The sequence below is a fragment of the Humidesulfovibrio sp. genome (assembly GCF_031082295.1).
Classification (GTDB): domain Bacteria; phylum Desulfobacterota; class Desulfovibrionia; order Desulfovibrionales; family Desulfovibrionaceae; genus Humidesulfovibrio.
On record NZ_JAVHLD010000004.1, the window covers coordinates 44,073 to 63,179 of the forward strand.

Here is a 19,107-nt window from a genome sequence, read left to right on the forward strand (position 1 = left end):
CATGCCCTGGTCACGCATAAGGCCCGATACCAACGAACCCGAATTCATGAGCGCCGCCGTGGACGGCGGTCTGCAAGGCCGCCGCATAAGCTACGCCGAGGCCACCAACGAGGCGCTCTCACAGGCCCTCAGCCTGGACCCTCGCGTTTTCGTCATGGGGCAGGGTGTGGATGACCCTTCCGGCATGTTCGGAGCAACCAAAAACCTGCACATGGCCTATGGCCGCGAGCGCGTCTTCGACACGCCGCTGGCCGAGACGGCCCTGTCCGGCATTGCCGTGGGTGCGGCCTTGGGTGGCATGCGTCCCGTGTACTTCCACAACCGCCCGGACTTCCTGCTCCTGGCCATGGACCAGCTGGTGAACCACGCCGCCAAGTGGTTCTACATGTTTGGCGGCGCTGCCAATGTGCCGCTGGTGTTCTGGGCTTGCGTGGGCCGTGGCTGGGGCTCCGCCGCACAACATTCCCAGGCCTTGCAGGGGCTGTTCATGCACGTGCCGGGCCTGAAGCTCGTCATGCCCTCCACCTGCTTTGATGCCAAGGGGCTCATGCTCGCCGCCATCGCGGACAAGAACCCTGTGCTCATCATTGACCACCGCATGAACTTCAAGCAGCGCGGCATTGTTCCAGAAGAGCCCTACACAGTTCCCATCGGCAAGGGCGTCATCCGCCGCAAGGGGACCGACTGCACGGTGGTGGCCGTGTCGCACCTTGTGACCGACGCCTTCATCGCCGCGCAGGAACTGGCGGGGGAGGGCATCGAGGCCGAGGTCATCGACCCGCGCACACTGCGCCCTCTGGACGAGGACCTGATCCTGGAGTCCGTGTCCCGCACGGGCAGGCTCGTCATCTGCGATACCGGCTGGAAAACCGGCGGCGTCACCGCCGAGATATCCGCCATGGTCGCGGAAAAAGGCTTCCAGCACCTCAAGGCACCCATAGCCCGCGTGACCAACCCGGACCTGCCCACCCCCGCTGGGTACACCTTGGAACAGGCCTACTACATCGGCAAGGACGACATTCGCAAAGCCATCGTCCGGACAGTTCGCGGCCAATAGCAATGAAACAGACGCCGAAGATCTTCGTCGCCGGGAGCGCCAAGGCCCTGGGGAGCGCCATTGTGCGCGCCTTTGCTGAGCAGGGCCTGACCAATGTCGTGGGAGCAGGCGCAGCCGAGCCTGATTTGCGCACACAGTCCGACGTGGACGTTCTTTTCGAGACTGAGCGGCCTGACTGGGTGGTCTACGCCGCGGGCAAAGCCGGTGGCATCGGGCTGAATCGCCGCGCCCCGGCGGACCTTATCCTTGACAACCTGCTCTGCGCGACCCACGTGATCCATGCGGCCCAGCGCTTCGGCGCCAAGAAGCTCCTGTATCTCGCCAGTTCCTGCGTGTACCCCAAGGATGCGGCCCAGCCTATCCGCGAGGACAGCATGTATGCCTCACCCCTGGAGCCGACGAACCTGGCTTACGCGGTGAGCAAGCTGGCCGGCCTGGAGCTTTGCCGCGCCATGCGCCAGCAGCACGGGCTTGACTTCAACATCGCTGTGCCCACCAACTATTTCGGCCCCGGAGACGACTTCAGCCCCGAGAACTCCCACGTTGTGGGAGCGCTTATGGCGCGCATGCGCGAGGCCAAGGCCAGGGGCGACGAAGCCCTGTCCATCTGGGGGACAGGCAAGGCCCGGCGCGAGTTCCTGTACGTTGACGACGTGGCCGCCGCCGCCGTGTTCCTCATGCAGGGCCATAGCTGGGACGGGCCACTGAACATCGGCTCGGGGGTGGCTGTGTCCATCGCTGAACTCGCAGTCATGCTTCAGGAAATTTCCGGCTTTTCGGGCCGTCTGGACTATGATACGAGCAAGCCCGACGGCATGCCCGTCAAGGTGCTGGATTCCTCGCGCCTGGCTCAATTGGGCTGGTCGCCCAAGGTGGACTTTGCCGAAGGCCTGCGCCGCACCTACGACTGGTATCTCAACCAAAAATAGAACAACCGCGAGGTTTGCATGCAGTTCAAGTGGCCGCTGATGGAAGATAACGTCACCCGTGAGGATCTGGACGTTCTCATCACCTTTTTGCAGGGCATGCCCCGCCTGACACAGTCCGCCAACGTTCGCGCCCTTGAGACCGAATGGTCCGAGTGGGTTGGCGTGAAGCACAGCGTCTTTGTCAACTCCGGCGCCTCGGCCAACCTCATCACCATGGGTGCGCTGAAGCACCTGTACGGCGGGGGCGAGGTCATCGTGCCCACGCTGACCTGGGTCTCCGACATCGCCTCCGTGCTGCAGAACGGCTTCACGCCCGTGTTCGTGGACATCAACCCCAAGAACCTGTGCATGGACGAGGACCAGGTCATCGCCAAGCTGAACGACAAGACCCGTGCGGTGTTCCTGACCTACGTGCAGGGCTTCAACGGCCTGTCCGACCGCTTGCTGGACGAGTTGAAGCGCCGCAACATCCCGCTGATCGAGGACGTCTGCGAGTCTCACGGGGCCACTTTCAAAAACAAGCGCCTGGGGTCCTTCGGCCTGGCATCAAACTTCTCCTTTTATTTCGCGCACCACATGAGCACCGTCGAGGGCGGCATGGTCTGCACCAACGACGACGCCTTCTATGACGCCATCCGCATGTTCCGTTCCCACGGCATGGTGCGCGAGGCCGAGAGCGCCGACACCCGCGCGCGCTACGCCTCCGAGAACCCGGAACTTTCGCCGGACTTCATCTTCGCCTTCCCGGCCTTCAACGTGCGCAGCACCGAAATCAACGCCGTGCTTGGCCGCAGCCAGCTCAAACGCCTCGACTCCTGCAACGACCGCCGCCGGGAGAACTTCGAGCTGTTCCTGAAGCTCATCGACCCGGGCAAGTACCGCACGGACTTCGACCTGGAGGGCAGCTGCAACTACGCCTTCAACCTGGTGCTGAACAAGCCCGACGAGGCACTGCGCGAGCGCCTGGAGACAAAGATGCGCGAGAACGGCATCGAGTTTCGCAGGGGCAGCGCGGGAGGCGGCAACCAGCTGCGCCAGCCCTACCTCAAGGGCATCGTGCCGGACGGGCATTACAAAAACTTCCCCGAGGTGGAGCACATCCACTTCTTCGGCTACTACATCGGCAATTACCCGACCCTGTCCGCCGAGCGCATCACGGAACTCTGCGACGTGCTCAACTCGGTGCAGGGATAGGGGAGGGGACCGTGGTGCCCACGCGCAGGCTCGACCTCCTGTTCATAAAGCCCGGCAGCCAGAAGCAGATCTACGGCAGCCTGTCGGACTATGACCTGACGGCCATCGAGCCGCCGCTGTGGGCCGCCATCCTGGGCGGATACCTGCGCGGGCTGGGATACGGCGTGGAGATTCTCGACGCAGAGGCGGAAGGCATGTCCTGGGACCAGGTTGCCCAGGCCGCTGTTGACCGTGGCGCGCTGCTCACCGCAGTCATGGTCTCTGGCCACAACCCGTCGGCCTCCACCATGAACATGCTCGGCGCCGGGGCCATCAGCACGAAGATCAAGGAGCTTGCGCCGGAACTGGCCGTGTGCCTCACCGGTCTGCACGTCAGCGCCCTGCCGGAACGCTCCATCCGCGAGGAGATCGCCGACTTTGTCATCCAGGGCGAGGGCCTGCGCACCTTCCCGCCGCTGCTTGAGGCGCTGAAGGCCCAGGCGCCGGCGTTCAAGGGCATTCCCGGCCTGTGGTATCGCGAGGATGGGCACATTGTGCCCGGTTCCATGCCGGACATGTGGGCCGACCTTGACACCCTGCCCATGCCCGCCTGGGACCTGCTGCCCATGGAGCGCTACCGCGCCCACAACTGGCACTGCTTCGACGACGTGACCCGCCGCCAGCCTTACGCCACCCTCTACACAAGCCTGGGCTGCCCGTATCATTGCTCGTTCTGCTGCATCAACGCGCTCTTTGGCGAGCACCGTCTACGCACACGCGGTGTTGATTCGGTCATGGCTGAGATCGACTTTCTGGTGAATCGCTACGGAGTTCGCAACATCAAGATCATGGACGAGCTGTTTGCCGTGAATGAGAAGCGCGTGCTGGAACTTTGCGGCAAGATCGCGGAGCGCGGTTACGACCTGAACTTCTGGGCCTACGCTCGCGTGAACACCGTGAGCGAGCGCATGCTGGCCGCCATGAAGGCTGCTGGCGTCAACTGGATCGCCTACGGGTTCGAGTCCGGCAGCAAACGCGTCATCGAGGACGTGACCAAGGGCTACAAGCTCGACCAGGTGCTGCGCGTGGCCCAGATGACCTACGACCAGGGCCAGCACATCTGCGCCAATTTCATCTTCGGCCTGCCCGAGGACGATTATGACTCCATGCAGGAAACCTTTGCGCTCATGCAGGAGATCAACGCCGAATGGGCCAACATCTATTCCGCCATGGCCTATCCTGGCTCAAAGCTCTATGATGACGCCGTGGCAGCGGGAGCGCCGCTTCCGGCCACCTGGAACGGCTTTTCGCAGTACTCGGCCGATTGCCTGCCGCTGCCAACAAAGTACTTGTCAGGCGGCCAGGTCTTGTCATTTCGCGACTACGCCTTCGACGCCTATTACAAGAACCCACGCTACCTAGCCATGATCCGCGCCAAATTCGGTGAAGAGACCATGCGCCACATTCAGCTGATGGCCCAAAAGTCATTGGACAGATATAACGCCGTCATATAAGTTCCGTCCGCCCGCCAGGGACGCAAGATTACCCGGAGAATGCATGAAGACGACGCTTCTGGTCATGACGCTCAATGAAATCGATGGAATGAAAGCCATCATGCCACAGGTCAACCGCGACTGGGTTGACCAGATCATCGTTGTCGACGGCGGATCAAAGGACGGCACCATCGAGTGGTCGCGTGAACAGGGCTACGAGGTCTATGTGCAGAAGAAGCGCGGCTTTCGCCACGCCTACGAGGAAGTATTGCCCCTGGTCAAGGGGGATGTGCTGCTGACCTTCAGCCCGGACGGCAACTCCGTTCCAGAACTCATCCCGGACATTTTGAACAAGATGCGCGAAGGCTACGACATGGTCATCGCCTCTCGCTACCTCGGCCCGGCCAAGAGTGAGGACGACGATCCCATTACGGCCTTTGGCAACTGGCTGTTCACCAAGACCATCAATGTGCTGCACGGCGGTCACTATACCGACGCCATGGTCATCTACCGCGCCTACAAGAAGCAGTTGATATATGATCTTGAACTGTTGGATGAGAGAGCCTACCGCACGCCGGAGAAGCTCTTCTTCACCAAGATCAGCTGGGAGCCGCTCTTGTCGTGCCGTGCGGCCATACGCAAGCTTAAGATCGCTGAGATTCCCGGCGACGAGCCAGCGCGTATCGGCGGGGAGCGTAAACTGCAGATCATCCGCTGGGGGTCGGCCTACTACTTCCAATTCATCAGGGACTGGCTGTTCTGGAAGTAGCCTGTACTACAAAGTGCCAAGCAAAACATTCTGTCTAGGCACTCCCTTCGAAACAGACGCGCTAGCAATCGAAACCGAGACCTCGCTTGATGCGCAGCTTGATGGCTTCCAGGGCCGGGGCTGCAATGGCCCTGATACCGTGCCGCTTGAGCATCGGGATAAAGCGCCAATAGCACGAGTAGATGCGGCTTAAGCCCACAGTCTGCAACTTCACCAATTCTTCCGGGCTGAGCCCGTTCACCGACATGACGGCCGATCCATAGCGCTGGTAGTGGGAATAGTCGGTCTCCAGAAGCTTGAGGCCGTGCTGTCCTGCTTCCGCCATGCGGCGCATTTCCGTGCCGGGGTAGGGCATTGCGATGCCGTAGGTGGCGTGGTGGATATCTTTGGCGTGCTGCAAAAACGTAATGGTGCGGTCGATACTTTCAAGCGTCTCACCAGGAAGGCCAAGCATCACAGAGTTGATGGTCTCTATGCCTAGCTTGTTGTTAAGCTTGTTGGATTCCACATAGCTTTCAAGCGGAACTTCCTTTCGGATAACCTTGCGTATCTCTGTGTCCGCCGTCTCCAGCCCAAAGCTGATGCGTATAAGTCCGCATTTTTTAAGCCTGCGCACCAAGGGCTCGTCCCACAGGTTGGCACGGGTGCTGCCCTCAAAAGTAAAGCGTAGCTCTCTGCGTTCAATCTCGTCCAGCAATTCTATGATGTACTTCCGGTCCAGGGTCAAGGTATCGTCAATAAAGAAGATGTGTTCAAACCCCATGGTGTTGATGAGCATGTCGAGTTCTTCAATGACATGCTGAACACTACGTCGACGCACTTTCTTGCCGAAAAGATCGCTTGCGCAGAACACGCAACTGAAAGGGCAACCACGGCTCATCTGAACCGTGGTGAACCGTTTGCGACCGTGGAGCGTGCCCAGTTTGTAGATATGGTTGGGCAAGAGTTCGCGTGCAGGAATTGGCGCAAGATCGAGATCATCAAGCTTTGGCGCTTCGCAGTTGTAGATTGTCTTTCCATCCTTGCGCGACATGATGCCAGGAGTATCAGGGTTGCGATCGCCTGCAGCAAACTTTTGCAGAAAATCGCCGAAAGTCAGCTCGCACTCGCCCACTACAAGATAGTCAAAACAGTCCCGGAAGGCATTTTCGCGTTCAATGCTGGCATGGACTCCGCCAAAAATGATCGGTTTTCCAAGAGCCTTACGCAGCTCTTGCGCCACCTGGGTGGCGGTATGAAAAAAGGGCGTTGTGGCCGTCAAACCAATGAGATCCGGCTGGAAGGCTGCTGTACGTTCAATAATCTCATGGACATTAAGGAGTTCTGCCTGTGCGTCGATGAGCTGTACCTCCCAGCCGTTCTGCTGGGCAATGGCCGCGACAATGGCCAGATTGATCGGAGGAAAGGCGGAGGCCTTCTGTGCAACCTGTTTGTACTTTCCAAAAGCTGTGCACCAAGCAGGAAAAATAAGGGTCAGTTTCATTCTATGTTCCCAAAGGTGGCGAATTCCAGAGGCTTTCGGGCTGTTCTGCAGCCGAAGACATTACAGCACCTTGATTGAGGCTGGGCGCTTTTTGATGATCATTTCCGGATGTGCGCTGACGCAAGCCGAAACGTCCTCATAGATTTTCTGCACAACGGAAACAGGGACCCTGGCAGCCTCACGCAGAATAGGCGATTCCTCGGTAAACAGGGGAAGCCAATCACATGAGGTGAGATTGGTCCAAGCTCCTCTTTTTCCACAGATGGACACCCCTTGCTTGACCTGCAATACGACCTGAAACTCCTTGTAATCGTTTATATTTTCAAGCAATTCCTGAGGGGTGCTGTCATGTAACGTGCTGGCCTGAATGGAAAGATAGAAGACATCACCAATATCAAAATCTTCAAACCAGCGTTCACCGGTTGCACTGATTCTCATGCGTTCCTTTAACAAACTGCGGAAGTCTTCAGCCATGAGGGCTTCTCCTTGTTCGAGCGGTTGTGCATTTAAAAAGGGTACACAGCTTCATGGCCATCTTTGGCAGAAGTCGGCTTGCCGGACTTGGCCTCAAGGGCGTTCAGGCGATTACGCGCTGCCTCCTTGGCTTCTTTTGTGTCAGCCGTGGCGATGACCGCGTTCAGGAACTTCTTAGCGGGCTCAAAACTTCCTTTGAGCTCATAGATCATGGCTGCCCGGTACATGGCCACGGTCGGCCACATGGGCTCCTTAGGATATTCGTAGGCTAAACGAAGGTAAAAGTCCAATGCTGCATCATAGTTGCGCAAAGAATGCTCGCCTTCGCCCAACCAGAAGAGCACCTCCGCCTGAAGCGGCCTGGGCAATGACTCGCGCTGTTCCCACAGCAGAAGCAACTGCTTGCGCCCGCCCTCGAAATCGTTCTTTAATTGCAGGAAAGTCGCCATGTCCAACCGTATTTTGGGTTCAAGCGCAACGCCAAGCTCGGTCAAGGCGTGATATGTTTCAAGCGCCTCAGCGTCCTTTCCAGAGTCTCGCTCCATCTTTGCCTTCAAACCAAGCCGCACCGCCTGAGCCGACTTGTCTGTCGCCATGCTCTCCATTTTGCCAAGGTATGTTCCAGCAAGTTGGAAATACCGGCCCTCAATGGCTTTTTGCGTCAGATAGGTAAGGCATCCATAGCTGAAGGTGGTATCGGGAAAAAGGAAGGCAGACCTCCGAGCCAGTTCCTGTCCTGGCGCAGCTTCCCAACGCGCCTGCCAGTCGGCTAGGACGAGGAGCCGATCAAGTGGCCAATCCTTGTTTACATCGCTGTTTCTGCCCACTTCGGCCTTTGTCCAGAAGGGCGCTTCGGCAACGAGATTCGTTCCGGTACCAGCTGCAGCGAGCAGGCTGCGCAAAGCGGGGGAGAGCTTGGCGGCCGCTCCGATCTCTTGAGGCAAAAGGTTTTTCACGTCCTCCTGGGTGAGCATGCCGCCAGCCAGTCGCAGGCTCAGCGGCAGTTTGCGCTTGTCTAAAGCGTCCCAAGTCTCCCGCGCGGCATCATAGTCGCCATTTTCCACGAGAAGGACAAATTTGAGAGAGCGCAACATGCGAGACATGTCGTCTGACAAAAGTAGAGATTGCATCTCCTTATCAACTGCCTCGCGCGCTTCCTGATTCGGCAACTGATTGATATTGTGCCTGAACTTTGTCCAGGAGGACAAGGTTGTATTGCCAAGAAACCAAACCTCACGTTTTTCCGCAAAAGGAGCCAGAAGATTTGCGCTCCAGAAGCCGGCGGCCTTTGCATATCCGGAACTGCGCAGCACCTTCGTGTCATGAGGCTTGCCTGTGCGCATGAAGGTGATCATTGCCGACCAGAAATCCTTCAAGGCCGGATCGGAAAGCTCATTCAGGGCGATTTGCGCGCGTGCAAAATCTTCCAGGCTGGCAGCGCAGAGGGACTCCGCAATGCGCTGGCGGTCTGAGAGGGTAATGCTCAAAAGGGCGTCCTTGCCCTTTGCATTCGGCTTTACAGCCTTGGCTGGGGCTTTTGACTCGGCCACAGGTTCGGGTTGAGCTTCGCCTGTAATCAGCGTCAAGGCTTCTTTGGCCTTGACCCAGAAGTTGTGAGGACCCCACGCGAGCTCTGCCTGATCCAAAAGGGTGCGCAGGTTGTTCTGCAAGGCTTCGCTGGAAGACGATGCAGCTCCGGCCAAAGTCCAGAACTGTCGACGCCAGACGTCAACCCAGAGGGCTTCCAGGCCCGGTTCGGTGTTGAGGCGCTCCTTGAGCGCTTTGCCATCCAGGAGCTTGGCGCTGTGACTATACCAAATGACGGCCTTGTATGGATCGCCAAGGGCACGATGGGCCTGTGCACCAAGCCAGAGTCGCTGCGCTTCAGCCGGGACATCCTCAAAAGCTGGCTGCGCTTCAAGGATCTTCAAAGCTTCTTGAGGAGCGCCCTGCATGAGGAGGCCTTCCGCACGTTTTAATACATTTGTTTCAGCATCCTGGCCAGGTTGCTCTGGTTCTGGCAGCACGATTCGGTCATATGCGCCATACTTTTTGAGCCACTGCTCGAAAGCCGCTTCAGTGGGGGCGGCCTTTGAAACGGAAGCCTTCGAGGATTTGGCGGTTTTCGAGGTGGCTGCGCGCGCTGCCAGACCGTCTGAGCCAGTGACAAGCAGAAGCGCGAGAACAGGAAGTGTGAAATTTCCGCAGACTCGGAAGACGCCAGAAGGTTTCGACATAGAATCAGGCCTCAAGGGCAAAGCGCCTTATGAGCAAGGCGGCCAGGGTTGCAGTAGGACAAAAAGTCATTGCCACAAATCGACCGTGCGGGGAAGAGCCCTCACCCCGGCACATTTCAAAGTTTACATAATTTACATTATGGGACAAGGCTGCATTGTAGCCGACACCTCCGAAGGGGTGCCGGCGAGTGGCTACTTTTTGGCCCAGTCGCTGAGGAACTTGGCCAGACCGATGTCGGTGAGTGGATGCTTGGTGAGGTCCAGAAGGACGCTGAGCGGTATCGTTATGGCGTCAGCGCCAAGCAGCGCTGCCTGGGAAAAATGGCTGGCACTGCGGATGCTCGCTGCAAGGACCTGCGTCGGTAGCTCATAGTTCCGGAAAATGGACACAAGATCCTGAACCAGCTGCATGCCGTCATGCCCGATATCATCGAGCCGCCCGATGAACGGGCTCACAAAAGTGGCGCCCGCCTTTGCGGCAAGAAGCGCCTGGTTGGCTGAAAAAACCAACGTTGCGTTGGTTTCGATGCCGCGCAGGTGCAATTCCTTGATCGTCTTGAGACCTTCCAGGGTGACCGGGACCTTGACGACAACATTCGGGGCGATCTTCACAAGATCACGTGCTTCTGCCAGCATGGCCGGTGATTCTGTGGCGATGACCTCCACACTCACCGGCCCATCGATCTCTTTGCATATCTGGCGGACTGTCTTTCTCCAGTCGCCTTTTTCCTTGGCCAGCAGACTTGGATTGGTCGTTACGCCTTCAATGGCCCCCAAAGCGTTTGCCTGTCGGATCTGCTCGAGGTTGGCTGTATCGAGGAAGATTTTCATGCTGCCTCCCGAGGGGCGTAGTCATTTGGTCAAAGAACAAATCCCTAGGCCTGACCGCCCTCTTCCGGACCCTGGATACGCTTGAGATACGTCTCGCGGCAATCGTAGGAACAGAAATTGAGGATCACATCCCCCTGGCGGACACGGATATCGCTGTTCTTCGGGACGTAGGCTCCACAAACAGGGTCTTTGACCATTTCGCCAGTAGCCTGAAGATTCTCGGCTTTTTCCTCGGTCTTGTTTTGCTTGTAACGCTTGTCGCCCATAAAGAGCTTCCAGACGACAAATCCGCAGATGAAAACGATGAGCAGCTTCGTCAGATTCATTCCAACGCCTCCTTCCCGGTCATGGCCGGGGTGCGTGCGAAACGGCCAGCGGCCAGGGCAGACCTATCTCTGGACGATCTTGTTGCCGTCCAGGGTATAGTCAAGCCCCGCGAGAACCTGGTCGATGCTTCGACCATCCTTGAAGACAAGCTTCGGAGCAACGTCGCGCAGCGGCACAAGCACGAACGCGCGTTCCAGCATGCGCGGATGCGGGACCGTCAGGTATTCGGTGTGCATCTCCAGGTCGCCGTACATAAGCAGATCAAGATCAATGATGCGAGGACCGCCGGGGTCCGCACCCCGGAGCCGTCCCATCTTGATCTCAATGGCCTGGATGGTGGACAGGAAGCCTTCCGGCGCCCACACATCTGAGGCAACCTGCAGGCGCACCACGGCGTTGGCGAACCAGGGCTGGTCCTTGACCTGGCCTTGCGGTTCGGTGTGATAGATGTTGGAGAGAGCCTCGAAAACGATATCGTTTCCGTAGTCCTCAAGCAACGTCAGGGCGTCGTTGATGTTTGCTTCGCCGTCCCCGATGTTGGAGCCCAGAGCAACAAATGTGGTTAGAGTTGGGAAATCCGTAACACCGCCTCCTTCAGTCGATCCGTGTTCACCGTGAGCGAGATGCGGAAATAGCCTTCGCCCGGAGTTCCAAAACCGTTGCCCGGGGTGGTCACCACGCCGGTTTTCTTCAGTACGTTGGTCACGAAGTCAGAGGAGCTGATGCCCTGCGGGACCTTGGACCAGACATAGAAAGTCGCCTCGGGCACGCGACAGGAAATGCCCGCTTTCTTCAGCGCGTCTATGACCACGTCACGACGTTCACGGTAGATGCCGCGAAGTTCGGCCGTGTAGGCATCGCCCTGGTTAAGCGCCACGATGCCGGCCTCCTGCACAGCCTGGAAGATGCCGGAGTCGACATTCTCCTTCACTTTGCCAAGTCCCTTGACCAGTGAGGCGTTGCCGACGGCCATGCCGATGCGCCAACCGGTCATGTTGTAGGTCTTGGACAAGGAATGGAACTCGATGGCGACATCGCGTCCACCAGGAATCTCCAAGATGGACAGCGGCTTGTTGTCGTCATTGAAGTACATCTCAGTGTAGGCGGCGTCGTGAACGACGATGACTTCGAACTCCAGCGCCTTGGCAATGAGCTTCTCGTAGAAGGAGCGCGGAGCCATGGCGGCAGTGGGGTTGTTCGGGTAGTTGACGTAAATGGCCTTGGCCCGCTTCCAGGTATCGTTGCTGATGGAGTCGAGGTCCGGGAGGAAGTCGTTCTCATCGGTCAGCGGCAGGTACATGGGAATGCCGCCCACGAACTCGGTGGTTATGCCATACACAGGATAGTTCGGCGTGGCGATGAGGACCAGGTCGCCCGGGTTCACAAAGGCCAGCGGGAAATGCGCAATGCCCTCCTTGGAACCAATGAGGCTCACTACCTCATTGTTCGGGTCCAGGCTGACACCGAAGCGGCGCTGGTACCAGTCGGCCACGGACTGACGGAAGGAGAGCATGCCGACATAGGAAGGATACTGGTGATTGGCCGGATTTCGAGCGGCCTGGCACAGCGCGTCGATAATGAAGTCAGGCGTGGGAAGGTCGGGATCGCCGATGCCGAGGCTGATGATGTCCAGGCCCTTGGCGCGGACTTCTTCCTTGGCCTTGTCGATGGCTGCGAACAGGTACGGCGGAAGGCTCGCAAGACGTTCTGCAAGCTTGAAATCTGGCATGTTGTGCTCCTTTGGTGCGAATGGAAAAGCCTCTGTAATTGTTCGGCCCCGCTTCTGTCAATCTTGGCAACTGTCGCACCCATAAATGGGCTGAACCAGTTTGCCGCGCTTGCTTGAGGCAGGGAAAACGTTTACGGCTTTAGTGGAAACACAGGGATCAACACTTGCGTATCACTTCAATAAGGCAAACTCCCCTGCCCCGGCTGGCGGTGATGATCTGATGAGCAACAGGCATGACGAATCTGGCGCGCAAGCCTCACATCCCATGGTGGACCGCTATCTCGAGCACCTTGTTGTGGAACGGGGGCTGTCCGACAACACGACCCAGGCCTATGCTGCGGACATTACCGCCCTGCTCGTCTTTCTCAAATCCATCGGTGCAAGCCTGGAAACCTGTACTCAGCGTCACCTCTTCCTGTTCTTGACGCACTTGCGAGCGCGCAAAATGGCTGCGACGAGTCTTGCAAGGCATCTCTCCAGCGTGCGCGGTCTTTTCGCCTTCGCCGTCCAGGCCGGACTGCTCCGCGAGGACCCTTCAATGCTGCTGGAGAGCCCAAAGCTCCCGGCTCAGCTTCCCGAGTTCCTGACGCAGGAAGAGATGAATCGCCTGCTGCAACAGCCTGACGTGGCAACCGCCCTTGGGTATCGCGACCGTGTCATGCTTGAGTTGCTTTACGCGTGCGGCTTGCGGATCTCTGAGCTTATCGGGCTGGTGCTGGGTGACTTCGACCCGCAGACCGGAATTCTGCGCGTGTTCGGCAAACGGGCCAAAGAGCGGTTGGTGCCCGTTCACTATGCGGCGCAAAGACTGCTTTGCGACTACCTTGACCACAAGCGCGCACTCTTCAAGCCACTGCAAAAGCATGTCTTTCTCAATCGTTCAGGCAAAGGTTTAACTCGTCAGGGAGTATGGAAGCTGGTCAAGCGCTACGCCGAGGACGCAGGCATTCGTCGCAGCATCTCCCCGCACACCTTCCGGCATTCCTTCGCCACGCATCTGCTCGAGGGCGGCGCAGATCTGAGGACGGTGCAACTCCTCCTCGGACACGCCGCCATAAACGCGACTGAAATTTACACACACATCCAGTCGGGACGACTCATGCGCATCCATGAACAGTACCACCCTCGTTCCAGCGGAGCCTTATCGACATTTGAGGCAGAGGCGCCAAAATGAACAAGCCCTCGAAATTACAGGCGCGAACGGTAATCACCTCTCACGCCAACGCCGACTTCGATGCCCTTGCGGCCATGATCGCCGCCAGCCGCATATACCCTGACGCTGTGCTCATCTTCCCGGGCAGCCAGGAAAAGAACCTTCGCAACTTCTACATCCAGAGCACTACATACCTCTTCAACTTCAAGCACTTCAAGGATATCGACCCAGAGTCTGTGGAACTCCTTGTGGTTGTCGACACGCGCCAGAAATCGCGACTGCCTCATGTGGCGCCGTTGCTTGAGAAGCAAGGCCTCAAGATTCATCTGTACGACCATCATCCGGACACGGACGAGGATCTTCAGGCCGACTATTCCGACGTGAAGCCTTGGGGCTCATCCACAACCATCCTCGTGCATGAGATGATCAAGCGCGAAGTTGTGCCGAACATCGAAGAGGCAACCGTTCTCGGGCTCGGCATATTCGAAGACACCGGCTCCTTCAGCTTTGCCTCCACGACCCCGGAGGACTTCACCGCCGCATCCTGGCTGCGCAAAAACGGCATGGACCTCGATGTTATCTCCGACCTGCTGGCCAGGGATTTGTCTTCGGAACAGATAACCATCTTGAGCGCCCTCATAGAGTCGGCCAAGATTCACGATTTCCACGGCATCGAGGTTGTCATTTCCGAAGTCAGCACAGATGATTTCGTCAGCGATTTCGCATACCTTGTGCATAAGTACATCGACATGGAGAACATCCGCGTCATGTTCGCCCTCGGGCGCATGGGGGACCGCATCCACCTGGTGGCCCGCTCGCGCACTGCCGAGGTCAACGTCGGACACATCTGCACGTTCTTCGGCGGCGGCGGCCACGCCTATGCAGCCTCGGCGACGATCAAAGACAAGACCTTGAGCCAGATTCGCGACGAGCTGCTGGCCCTGCTCCTCTCGCACATCAATCCCCAGCTCATGGCCGCCACGCTCATGTCCACCCCGCCTGTCACCATCGAGTCCCACCACAGCATGGCCGATGCGGCTGAGCTCATGACCCGCTTCGGACTCAAAGGCGTTCCGGTGGTCGCTCCGGGGACAATGCGCTGCGTCGGCCTCATGGAGCGCAAGATCGCGGACAAAGCCATGAGCCACGGACTCGGCGAAGCCGCACTTGGCGTCTACATGCTTGCGGACTATGCGCAGGTCGCGCCGGACGCCGACCTCTATCAGGTCATGGAGATCATCATAGGCAAACGCCAGCGGTTGTTGCCGGTAATCCGCGACGAGAATGTCATTGGCGTTGTGACGCGCACGGACCTGGTGAACCAGATGGTGGAACAGTCCGCGCGAATTTCCGAGGTGGTGCTGCCAGACCGCAAGAAGGAGCGCAACATCCGACCCGTGATGCGCACAAGACTGCCTGGTTCGGTCATCGCCTTGCTGGAACAGGCCGGCGACCTTGGCCAACGCATGGGATTCAAGGTCTACGCCGTGGGTGGGTTTGTGCGTGACATCCTTATCGCCCGACAGAACCTGGACATTGATCTCGTGGTCGAAGGCGATGGCATCCGGTTTGCTAGCGAATTCGCGGCGTTGCGCCAGGGACGTGTGAAGGAGCACTTGAAGTTCAAGACCGCGGTTGTTGTGTTTCCCGATGGACAGCGCGTCGACGTGGCCACGGCCCGGCTGGAATACTACGAATACCCGACGGCCCTGCCGACCGTTGAGCTTTCGTCCATCAAAATGGACCTCTACCGTCGCGATTTTACGGTAAACGCCCTGGCCTTGCAGCTCAATCCCGGCGACTTTGGGCAGCTCATGGACTTTTTCGGCGCGCAGCGCGACATCAAGGAAAAAACCATCCGCGTGCTTCATTCCCTCAGCTTCGTGGAAGACCCCACGCGCATCCTCAGAGCCATTCGCTTTGAGCAACGCTTCAATTTCCGCATCGATGCCCAGACGCATCGGCTTATCAAGAACGCCGTTCAGCTCAAATTGTTTCACAAGCTCTCTGGGGCAAGATTGACGCATGAGCTCCAGCTGATCATGAATGAAGATAACGTGCTGGAATGCCTAAACCGTCTGCATGAGCTGAAGCTCATGGCGGCCATCCACCCACTGCTCGCCTTGGACGTTGAGCGCATGCGTGTGCTGAGCGAAGTTCATAAAGTCCATACCTGGTACAAGCTGCTGTATCTTGAGCCCAAGGCCAACCCTTGGCGCCTGTTCATGTTGGGCCTGACCATGGGCCTTGAGCGCGACCAGCTTGAACTTGTATGTCAGCGACTAAGGTTTTCTGAACGCGAGCTTCGCGAGTTCCTTGGGGTGCGAGATCAATTGGGAGAGGCTCTTGCCAAGCTCATGGTCTGGCAGGAAGGTCATTCCGCCCTGAGCGAGATTTATTTCATCTTGCAACCGCTGCCGGTTGAGGCTGTGCTGTTCCTTATGGCCCGTAGCCGCCGCGAAGCGATCAGGAAGAACATCTCACTGTTCCTGACGCGTTTACGTACCCAGGAGCTCCTTATTGATGGCAGCGACTTGAAAACGCTTGGGCTGCAAAGCGGTCCAATTTTCGCGCAGATCTTAAGCAAAGTTCGCAGTGCGATGGTCGACGGCGAGGCATCAACACGTGAACGGCAATTGGAGCTTGCCAAGAGCATAATTGTGGCGCTACGTGATGAGGGCTTTGAGGACCATACTCCGCAATATGAGAGACGTGTACGAAGAAAATAGCTTACATTATTTTCGATGGCATTTTCAGTGCGCTTTCTATGCCGGGAGGGACGCATGACACAGGATGATGCTCTCAAAATCGTCAAGGTCGAGAAAGAAAATGACGATACCACATCAATCTACTTTTCAGGGCCTGACATGGAGCGGTTTAAGAACCGAAAAGCAGGCCAATTCGCTTCCATTCGCATCTTTCAGAATGGCGAATGGAGCGCACCGCACCCCTTTACCCTTTCTTGTGCGCCTGGCGATGACACATTACGCATGACCATCAAGAAGTCTGGGGCGTTCACTTCAACAATCCCAGACATCCAGCCAGGAACCCCAATCCAGTGTACCGGCCCTTATGGCCAGTTCTGCAAGGACATCGGCACCAGCAAGGAGGTTGTCATGATTGCGGGAGGGGTTGGAATCACCCCATTTTTAAGCGTGCTCCGCCATTTTAAAGAAGCTGCGGCGGACAATGATATTACATTGTTCTGGGCCAACAAGACCCCTGACGATGCCTTTGCCGCCAAAGAGCTTTTAGAGCTGACCAAAAGCCTGAAGCTTAACGTCGTGCATGTCTTCAGCCGAGTGGATCCAGCGGAGCAACAGACCGCGCCGAATTTTCAGGACGATCGTCCTGGCAAAATATCGCACGAATACGGTCGGCTGAATCAGACCATTCTTATGCGTCACATCACGTCTTTAACGGCGTCCTTCTATCTTTGCGGGCCACCGCCGATGCAACAGGCCGTTCTTGATGAGCTCTCACATTGCGGAGTCGACCCTGAGCGCGTCGACAAGGAAGCGTTTGTCTTTACTCAAAAAAAGTCGTGAGCCCACGGAGGAGCGCATGAAAATCGCTGAGTTCATGAACACCGAACTGACCAGGGTCCCCCCGGACATGGATTTTGCCACCCTGTTGGCAAAACATGCCAGTACCGGCACGCGGCATACTTATGTGGTTGATGAGGAGGGGCGGTTGATTGGAGTCATCACCAACCTGGACATGCTTAGCAAGATGGTGCCCTCGTACCTCACCTCAACGCTCGCTTCCTCCATATCAGACGGCGGGGAACTCATTCTCAAGCGTTTTGAGGAGAACAAACACCTCACAGCGGCTGACGTCATGCAGCGTGATCTGGTAATTCTGAATACTGATGACACGCTAATCGAGGCCAACGTGCGTTTTCACGAAGGCAGATATAACGCGATTCCTGTGGTGAATACCGAGGGTGTTCTTGTGGGCGATATTGGACGCAAGGAAATCCTTCGGCATATTGCAGCTGATATTTGCGGCTTACCTGGCGCGGTATAGAGGAGTGTCATCATGTTTTGGGTAGCCACCTGTATTTTTGTTGTCTGCTACGCAGCCATTGTTTCCGAAAAGATCCACAAGACCAAGGTAGCGTTGGCCGGCGCAGCGCTCACGCTCATCCTCAAGGTCGTTACCCAAGAGGACGCCTTCCACAGCGTTGAGCTCGGCGTCGATTGGAACGTCATTTTCCTGCTCATCTCAATGATGATCATGGTCAATATCATGAGCAAGACGGGCGTCTTCCAGTACGTCGCCATCAAGGCTGCCAAGCTGGGACGCGGCAATCCGTTTTCGATCATGGTCATTTTTTCCGTGATCACCGCCATTGCCTCCGCACTGCTCGACAACGTTACCACGGTACTATTGCTCGCTCCGGTCACACTCCTCATTGCGGATGAGCTTGAAATTGATCCGGTCCCCTTCCTGATCACCGAGGCGTTGGCGTCGAATATCGGCGGTACCGCTACTCTCATTGGCGACCCGCCAAACATCATGATCGCCTCAAAGGCCGGTCTGAACTTCATGGACTTTATAGTTCATATTGCGCCGATCATTGTGCTCATCATGATCGTATGGATGATTATCTGGAAGATCGTTTTCGGCAAGCGGTTGCATGTGAGCGAGCATTTGAAGGTCCGTATCATGGGCATGAACGAACGGGAAATGATCAAGGATCCGAAACTGCTCAAAAAATCTGGGGTCATTTTGGGGCTGACCATTCTCGGCTTCATGCTCCACGGCTTCCTACACTTTGAACCCGCCACCATCGCCTTGGCTGGCGCCGCAACGCTGCTCCTGGTGAGTGGTGAAGATCCACACCACATCCTTGTTGAAGTCGAGTGGCCCACGATCTTCTTCTTTATCGGGCTGTTCATCATCATCGGAGGCACCGTAAAGGCCGGGATGATCTCCTTCATGTCAGTCGAGATGATCAAGCTCACCGCGCCGACTGCTGACAACTCCCTTGTCCTGAGCATGGTCATGGTCTGGTTCTCTGGCATCGCTTCCGCAATCGTTGATAACATCCCGTTCGTGGCAACCATGAACCCCCTGCTGGTGGAGATGGCGGAAAAGATCTTTGGCGGCACCGGCGTTGATGCCCTGCAACACGCCAAGATGCTACCTGTCTGGTGGGCGCTGTCTCTTGGAGCCTGCCTGGGCGGCAACGGCACGGCGATCGGTGCCTCTGCCAACGTGATTATCGTCGGCATGGCTGAAAAGGCCGGAAAACCTATCTCTTTTGTGCGCTTCATGAAGTACGGTGTTCCGGTGACTATGCTCACGCTTGCCATTTCAACGGCTTACATTTACATTAGATATTACTATTTTGGCTAGGTCACATCCTCATGTTGCTGTATGGCAGCAAGGTTGCAATGTGTTTTAGCGTGTACAGCTGGACACCGTTAACCATATTGGCGAAGTA

17 protein-coding genes are annotated in these 19,107 nt (G+C 57.3%); 10 read left to right on the forward strand and 7 right to left on the reverse strand.

Features of this window, described 5'->3' with window-relative positions; genetic code table 11:
- The first annotated feature begins 1 nt into the window (after position 1).
- The 5 genes from RDU24_RS03540 to RDU24_RS03560 are packed head-to-tail and all read left to right on the forward strand — an operon-like array spanning position 2 to position 5,421.
- Positions 2-1,057, forward strand: a complete 1,056-nt coding sequence (locus tag RDU24_RS03540; RefSeq protein WP_308734354.1) for an alpha-ketoacid dehydrogenase subunit beta — start codon at positions 2-4, stop codon at positions 1,055-1,057.
- A 2-nt stretch (positions 1,058-1,059) separates the two neighbouring features.
- Positions 1,060-1,986: a GDP-L-fucose synthase family protein gene (locus RDU24_RS03545; protein ID WP_308734355.1), complete on the forward strand. Its 927-nt coding sequence runs from the start codon at positions 1,060-1,062 to the stop codon at positions 1,984-1,986.
- 18 nt (positions 1,987-2,004) lie between these two features.
- Positions 2,005-3,180: a DegT/DnrJ/EryC1/StrS family aminotransferase gene (locus RDU24_RS03550; RefSeq protein WP_308734356.1), complete on the forward strand. Its 1,176-nt coding sequence runs from the start codon at positions 2,005-2,007 to the stop codon at positions 3,178-3,180.
- Positions 3,181-3,191: 11 nt separating this feature from the next.
- Positions 3,192-4,673 carry a B12-binding domain-containing radical SAM protein gene (locus tag RDU24_RS03555; RefSeq protein ID WP_308734357.1) on the forward strand — a complete coding sequence of 494 codons (1,482 nt, stop codon included), beginning with the start codon at positions 3,192-3,194 and terminating at the stop codon, positions 4,671-4,673.
- Between the two features lie 43 nt (positions 4,674-4,716).
- A complete protein-coding gene (locus RDU24_RS03560) occupies positions 4,717-5,421 on the forward strand; it encodes a glycosyltransferase family 2 protein (RefSeq protein WP_308734358.1) in 705 nt (234 codons plus the stop codon).
- A 61-nt stretch (positions 5,422-5,482) separates the two neighbouring features.
- Here RDU24_RS03560 and RDU24_RS03565 read toward each other — a convergent pair whose 3' ends face one another.
- The 7 genes from RDU24_RS03565 to RDU24_RS03595 form a co-directional block, all read right to left on the reverse strand.
- Positions 5,483-6,904 carry a B12-binding domain-containing radical SAM protein gene (locus tag RDU24_RS03565; RefSeq protein ID WP_308734359.1) on the reverse strand — a complete coding sequence of 474 codons (1,422 nt, stop codon included), beginning with the start codon at positions 6,902-6,904 and terminating at the stop codon, positions 5,483-5,485.
- A gap of 60 nt (positions 6,905-6,964) precedes the next feature.
- Positions 6,965-7,378, reverse strand: coding sequence for a hypothetical protein (locus tag RDU24_RS03570; protein WP_308734360.1), 414 nt, complete (start codon positions 7,376-7,378; stop codon positions 6,965-6,967).
- A gap of 32 nt (positions 7,379-7,410) precedes the next feature.
- On the reverse strand, positions 7,411-9,615 hold the full coding sequence (locus tag RDU24_RS03575) for a tetratricopeptide repeat protein (RefSeq protein WP_308734361.1): 2,205 nt from the start codon (positions 9,613-9,615) through the stop codon (positions 7,411-7,413).
- A 192-nt stretch (positions 9,616-9,807) separates the two neighbouring features.
- On the reverse strand, positions 9,808-10,446 hold the full coding sequence (fsa, locus tag RDU24_RS03580) for a fructose-6-phosphate aldolase (protein ID WP_308734362.1): 639 nt from the start codon (positions 10,444-10,446) through the stop codon (positions 9,808-9,810).
- Between the two features lie 44 nt (positions 10,447-10,490).
- Complete coding sequence (locus tag RDU24_RS03585; RefSeq protein ID WP_308734363.1) at positions 10,491-10,772, reverse strand: transcriptional regulator; 282 nt, start codon at positions 10,770-10,772, stop codon at positions 10,491-10,493.
- 63 nt (positions 10,773-10,835) lie between these two features.
- Positions 10,836-11,321, reverse strand: a complete 486-nt coding sequence (gene folK / locus RDU24_RS03590; RefSeq protein WP_308734481.1) for a 2-amino-4-hydroxy-6-hydroxymethyldihydropteridine diphosphokinase — start codon at positions 11,319-11,321, stop codon at positions 10,836-10,838.
- Between the two features lie 14 nt (positions 11,322-11,335).
- Positions 11,336-12,502 (reverse strand): LL-diaminopimelate aminotransferase, encoded by a 1,167-nt coding sequence (locus RDU24_RS03595; RefSeq protein ID WP_308734364.1) that lies wholly within the window; start codon positions 12,500-12,502, stop codon positions 11,336-11,338.
- A 220-nt stretch (positions 12,503-12,722) separates the two neighbouring features.
- Here RDU24_RS03595 and xerD point away from each other — a divergent pair, with 220 nt between their 5' ends.
- The 5 genes from xerD to RDU24_RS03620 are packed head-to-tail and all read left to right on the forward strand — an operon-like array spanning position 12,723 to position 19,019.
- Positions 12,723-13,676: a site-specific tyrosine recombinase XerD gene (gene xerD, locus RDU24_RS03600; RefSeq protein WP_308734365.1), complete on the forward strand. Its 954-nt coding sequence runs from the start codon at positions 12,723-12,725 to the stop codon at positions 13,674-13,676.
- Positions 13,673-16,384: a CBS domain-containing protein gene (locus RDU24_RS03605; RefSeq protein WP_308734366.1), complete on the forward strand. Its 2,712-nt coding sequence runs from the start codon at positions 13,673-13,675 to the stop codon at positions 16,382-16,384. Before xerD ends, RDU24_RS03605 begins: the two co-directional genes overlap by 4 nt.
- Positions 16,385-16,438: 54 nt before the next feature.
- The gene (locus RDU24_RS03610) at positions 16,439-17,203 is read left to right on the forward strand and encodes an FAD/NAD-binding family oxidoreductase (RefSeq protein ID WP_308734367.1); all 765 of its coding nucleotides are present in this window, start codon (positions 16,439-16,441) and stop codon (positions 17,201-17,203) included.
- Between the two features lie 16 nt (positions 17,204-17,219).
- Positions 17,220-17,684, forward strand: a complete 465-nt coding sequence (locus RDU24_RS03615) for a CBS domain-containing protein (RefSeq protein WP_308734368.1) — start codon at positions 17,220-17,222, stop codon at positions 17,682-17,684.
- A gap of 12 nt (positions 17,685-17,696) precedes the next feature.
- On the forward strand, positions 17,697-19,019 hold the full coding sequence (locus RDU24_RS03620) for an ArsB/NhaD family transporter (protein WP_308734369.1): 1,323 nt from the start codon (positions 17,697-17,699) through the stop codon (positions 19,017-19,019).
- Positions 19,020-19,107: the final 88 nt, after the last annotated feature.